The sequence below is a fragment of the Kitasatospora sp. NPDC093558 genome, assembly GCF_040683475.1.
Lineage (GTDB): Bacteria > Actinomycetota > Actinomycetes > Streptomycetales > Streptomycetaceae > Kitasatospora.
In genome coordinates this window covers 1-4,713 of the sequence record NZ_JBFBDY010000503.1, presented here as the reverse complement: position 1 = coordinate 4,713, position 4,713 = coordinate 1, and the positions used below count along the sequence as shown (strand labels likewise).

The window sequence follows — 4,713 nt, the reverse complement described above, 5'->3', positions numbered from 1 at the left end:
GGCCCGCGCTGCACGGCCTGGTGCTCTCGTCGGGCGGGCGGGTCGCGCTGGAGGCGACGCCCGGGGGCGGGCTGACGGTGGTGCTGATCCTGGCGGTCGCCCACGAGTGATGCGCCTGGTGCTGTTCGGCGTGGAGCGGCCCGCGTGAACCGCAAAGAGTTCTTCGCAAAAAATCCTTTGCAAAGAGTTCTTTGCGGTCCTACGCTCATGCCATGACCGATGACCGTGGCTGGAAGCACAGTGACGACCCGCACGCCGTACTCACCGCCAAGGGCATGCGCGCGATGGCCCACCCCGTGCGCATGCAGCTGGTCGGGCTGCTGCGCAAGCAGGGCCCGTCCACGGCGACCAGGCTCGCCGAGCAGCTGGGGCTGAACTCGGGGGCCACGAGCTACCACCTCCGCCAGCTCGCCGCCGCGGGCTTCGTCGAGGAGGATCCCGGGCGCGGCAACGCGCGCGAGCGGTGGTGGCGTTCGGTGCACACGCTCACGGTCTGGACGGGGGACGACCAGGCCGACGAGGAGCCGGAGACGGTCGTCGGGTACCTGCGCTCCGTCTTCGCCGCGCACGCGCTGACCGGCCAGCGCGCGCTCAACGCGTTCGAGACGATGCCGCGCGAGTGGCGCAAGACGGTCGACCTTAGCGACATGGTGCTGCGGCTCACGCCGGAGGAGGCCGAGCAACTGGCCGACGACCTCGCGGCCGTGGTCGCCCGCTACCGGCGGCTCGACGCCGAGGGGCCGGTGCCCGAGGGCGCCGAGCCGGTGGCCGTCGTCGTCCACGTGCTGCCCGAGCCGAAGGCCACGGCCGAGGCCACGGCGGAGGCCGACCAGGAGGGGGAGCAACCATGACCGACGCCGCTGTCACCGCCGCCCCCGCCACCCCCGCTGCCCCCGCGCGCAGCCTCCGGCCGCTGGTCGGGGTGCTGGCCTCCTCGGTCGTCTCGCTGACGGGCACCCGGGTCTCGGCCGTCGCACTGCCCTGGTTCGTCCTCGCCACGACGGGCAGCGCCACCATGACGGGTCTGGTCGCCTTCGCCGAGATGACGCCGTACGTCCTGGTCAAGGCGCTGACCGGGCCCCTGGTCGACCGGCTCGGCCCGCGCGTCGTCTCCTGGACGACGGACGCCGTGAGCGCCGTCGCGGCCGGGCTGGTGCCGTTACTGCACGCGCTGGGGCTGCTGCCGTTCGGGCTGCTGCTCGGCATGGTCGCGGTGATCGGCGCGATGCGCGGCCCGGGGGACCTGGCCAAGTCGGTCATGGTCCCGGAGGCGGCGGACCGGGCGCAGGTGCCGCTGGAGCGCGCCACCGGCTTCGCCGGCGTCACCGAGCGGCTGGCCTCCACCGTCGGCCCGGCGGTCGGCGGCGGGCTCGTCGCGGTGGCCGGACCGATGGCCGGCCTGGTGGTCAACGCGGGGGCGTTCGCGCTGGGTTCACTCCTCATCGCCCTCGCGCTGCCGCGCGGGATGGGGCGGACGGCGGCCCCGGTCACCGAGCCGGACGCGGTCCCCGGATCGGGCCCGGCCGGTCAGGGCGGCGGCTACTGGCGGATGTTCCGCGAGGGCTTCACCTTCCTGCGCGGCGAACCCCTGCTGCTCACCGTGATCGTGACGATCGGCATCACCAACCTGCTGGACGCCGGCTTCGCGACCGTGCTGGTCCCGGTCTGGGCGCAGGACTCCGGCCACGGCCCGGCCGCGATCGGCCTCACCGGCAGCGCCGCGGGCATCGCCGCCGTGGCCGGCAGCCTGATCGCAGCGGGCGTCGCCCACCGGTTGCCGCGCCGCGCGGTCTTCTTCGCCGGCTTCATCCTCGCCGGGGCGCCGCGCTTCCTGGTGCTCGCGTCCGGCGCCCCGCTGTGGACGGTGGTGACGGTCTTCGCGGTGGCCGGTTTCGGCTCGGGCTTCCTCAACCCGATCCTCGGCGCGGTGCTCTTCGAACGGGTGCCCCGCCCGCTCCTGGGCCGCGTCCACGCCCTCGGCGACTCCCTGGCCTGGGCGGGCATCCCCCTCGGCGGCCTCCTGGCCGGCGCGGCGGTGGCCCTGGTCGGGCTGATACCCGTGCTGGTCGCGTCCGGGGTCCTGTACTTCATGACCACGAGCGCGGCCGGCCTCCGCCGGGAGTGGCGCGAGATGGACCGCCTCCGCGGCCGCTCCGCCCCGGCGGCGGCGGAAACGCCCGACCGGGAGCCGGAGCCCGTCCGCGGGTAGGTGGCGCCGGCGGCCGGGAGAGCGGGCGGTAAGGAGAGCTGTCGGTAGGGCAATGCAGATTGCGGCGAGAACGAACCGTAAGGGGGTGGGGTTATGAGCGTCGGGGTTATGACCGTCGGAGCACTCGGCCGGCTGCGGGAGTTGCAGGGCGAGCCCGCGCCGTGGGGGCGGGCGCGGCCGGAGCGCTGGGCGGTCTCGGAGGCCAGGCTCGGGACGGACTTCAGGGCGTACCTGGACCTCTACGGCTCCGGCGCCGTCGACGGGTACCTGTGGCTGGAGCGGCCGACGGAGGGAGCGCGGAGGAGACGGATCCGGACGACTGGCGGATCGTCGTGCGGAGCGACTGCGGCGAGTGGTTCGAGACCGCGGGACGTTCACCGACTTCCTGGTGCGGTGCTTCGAGCGGGCGGGCCGGCCGCCGTTCCCCGCCCGTGACCGGCCCCGGAAGGGCGCCCGGTACCACCCGGCGTCGGCGCGTACGGAGGGTGGCCCGCCCAGTGGATGAGTAGCAGGCTGACCAGCGCCGCCAAGGCGCACCAAGTGGAGAGGAAGGCGAGTCGCCAGAGCGCGGCGCAGAGACCGGCGGCCAGGCCGGTGAGGAGTCCGAGGCGGCGCAGGTCGCGGTCGCCGCTCGTGAGGAGGGATCCGATGGTGGTGAGGAGGTAGCCGGCCAGGAGAACGGCCGGGTGTGGCACGCCGATGCCGTAGGTCAGGGTGTGGCCGCGCTCGGTGGCGGTCACCGGGTGGGCGGCGACGGCCAGGGCGAGTGGGAGGGCGACGGCGGCGCCGAGCAGGGTGAGGCCGGCGAGTGCGCGGCGGCGGACGGGCCCGGCGGGGTGGCCCGGTTCGGTACTCGCGCACCACACGGCGGCCGGGACGAACACGGGCAGGAGCGGCAGGGCGATCGCCGCCCAGGCGGTGCGCGCCCAACCGGCCGGGTCGGCGGGCGGTTCGCCGTCCGTGCCGAGCCAGACGAGCGCCTCGATCAGCTGGTGCGCGCCCAGCACGAGCGGGAGCGCGGCGAGCGGCAGCCGCTGCGGGCGGCCGGAACGCAGGGCACGGACCAGGCACAGCACACCGAGTCCCGCGACCACCCCGCCGGCCACCGCGTCCGCCTGCGCACTCCAACACATCGGACCACCGCGCCGTTCCTCCCGGGTGTCCTACTCTTCCCGGACGTACCGCCTGGGACGTGCCCTCCTGCCAGGGGGCACCCAACCAACTCACGCCACCCGCAGCCCGGCTCGGAGGCGTACGGGAACGTACGGGTTCCTCCTCGTGCCTTCCTGATTGTGCCTTCCTGGGCCGGTCCGGGCCATGCGAGCTTGGGTTCCGTCCGGTCGACCGGGCCGGCCCCTGCGGGGGCGGACCGACCGCTACCCGCCGGCCTCGTCGTCGGGGGTGGCGTCGTCGGGACGGTCGTCCGGTGGTGCGCCGATGCTCTCCAGGGTTTCGCGGACGGTGCCGGGCATCGCCGGGTGGCGTCCGATCACGATCACGCCGATCACGATCGCGAGCAGGCCGGCGGACTCCCACGCGAGCGCGCCCGGGGTCACCCGCAGCCGGTCGCCGAGGAAGCCGACCGCGCAGGCGATCCCGGCGATCGGCTGGGCGGCGGTCAGCGCGGGCAGGGACATCCGCAGCGGAGCGGCCTCGAAGGCGCTCTGCACGAGCAGCAGTCCGACGACGCCGGCCACGATCACCGCGTACGGCTGCCAGGTGCGCAGCACGGCGGAAAGCCCGTCGTGGTCGAGGCGTTGGGTGGTGGTGCGGGTGAGCGCGTCCTGCAGTCCGTAGAGGAAGCCGGCGGCGAGGGCCAGCAGCGTCGCCTCCTCGAAGAGCGGCAGCTTCCGGGCCAGCGACACCAGCAGCAGGACGAGTCCGACGACGATGCCGACCACCAGCCAGTGCCGCAGTTCCCCGGCCGCCGGTCCGCCGCCTTTCGGCTGCCCGGCGACGATGAACGCCGTCACCCCGAGCCCCAGCAGCAGGACCCCGGCCCAGCCGGAACGGCCGAGGGTCTGCCGGGTCAGCACCCGGGCGAGGGCCATGGCGAAGAGGAGGTTGGTCGCGAGCAGCGGTTCGACGAGGGACACCTCGCCTTTGTTGAGCGCGAGTGCGGAGAGGATCAGCCCGCTGACCATGAACCCGGTGCCGAGCAGCCACTCGGGCATCCGCATCAGGTCCAGCAGGAGCCGCCAGTGCAGCAAGTCGGCACGTGGGGCCCGCTGCGCGGCGTGCTGCTGGAGGACGAACCCGAGGCCCAGGCAGCAGGCGGCGCTCAGAGCGAGGAGGAAGACCGCCACGGAGGGACCACCCGGTGTGTCGCTGCCCCGACGTCGCCGATCGCCGGTGGCCGGTCGCCATGGGCCGGTCGCGGTCGGCGGATCGCTGCCCGCGCCGCGTCGGCGGTCCTGGGTCGGGCGGCGGTCGCGGCGTCTTCCGTCAGCGTACCGCCGGGGCGGCGCCGGGGCCGTTCGGCGGCGGGGCCGTGCCGCACGGGG

4 protein-coding genes are annotated in these 4,713 nt (G+C 74.8%); 2 read left to right on the top strand and 2 right to left on the bottom strand.

The window, feature by feature from the left end; genetic code table 11:
• The first annotated feature begins 212 nt into the window (after nucleotides 1–212).
• Nucleotides 213–851 (top strand): winged helix-turn-helix domain-containing protein, encoded by a 639-nt coding sequence (locus AB0O00_RS30125; RefSeq protein WP_363657114.1) that lies wholly within the window; start codon nucleotides 213–215, stop codon nucleotides 849–851.
• Nucleotides 848–2,209 (top strand): MFS transporter, encoded by a 1,362-nt coding sequence (locus AB0O00_RS30120; protein WP_363657112.1) that lies wholly within the window; start codon nucleotides 848–850, stop codon nucleotides 2,207–2,209. The genes AB0O00_RS30125 and AB0O00_RS30120 overlap by 4 nt, the downstream gene beginning before the upstream one ends.
• Before the next feature lie 374 nt (nucleotides 2,210–2,583).
• Here AB0O00_RS30120 and AB0O00_RS30115 read toward each other — a convergent pair whose 3' ends face one another.
• Both AB0O00_RS30115 and AB0O00_RS30110 read right to left on the bottom strand, forming a co-directional pair.
• Nucleotides 2,584–3,342, bottom strand: coding sequence for a DUF6629 family protein (locus AB0O00_RS30115; RefSeq protein ID WP_363657110.1), 759 nt, complete (start codon nucleotides 3,340–3,342; stop codon nucleotides 2,584–2,586).
• Between the two features lie 243 nt (nucleotides 3,343–3,585).
• Nucleotides 3,586–4,515, bottom strand: a complete 930-nt coding sequence (locus tag AB0O00_RS30110; RefSeq protein ID WP_363657108.1) for a DMT family transporter — start codon at nucleotides 4,513–4,515, stop codon at nucleotides 3,586–3,588.
• Between the last annotated feature and the right edge of the window lie 198 nt (nucleotides 4,516–4,713).

What these genes read in the sequence shown, in the direction of transcription:
- AB0O00_RS30125 (WP_363657114.1), top strand. Translation starts at nt 213, where the DNA reads ATGACCGATGACCGTGGCTGGAAGCACAGTGACGACCCGCACGCCGTA.
- AB0O00_RS30120 (WP_363657112.1), top strand. Translation starts at nt 848, where the DNA reads ATGACCGACGCCGCTGTCACCGCCGCCCCCGCCACCCCCGCTGCCCCC.
- AB0O00_RS30115 (WP_363657110.1), bottom strand. Translation starts at nt 3,342, where the DNA reads ATGTGTTGGAGTGCGCAGGCGGACGCGGTGGCCGGCGGGGTGGTCGCG.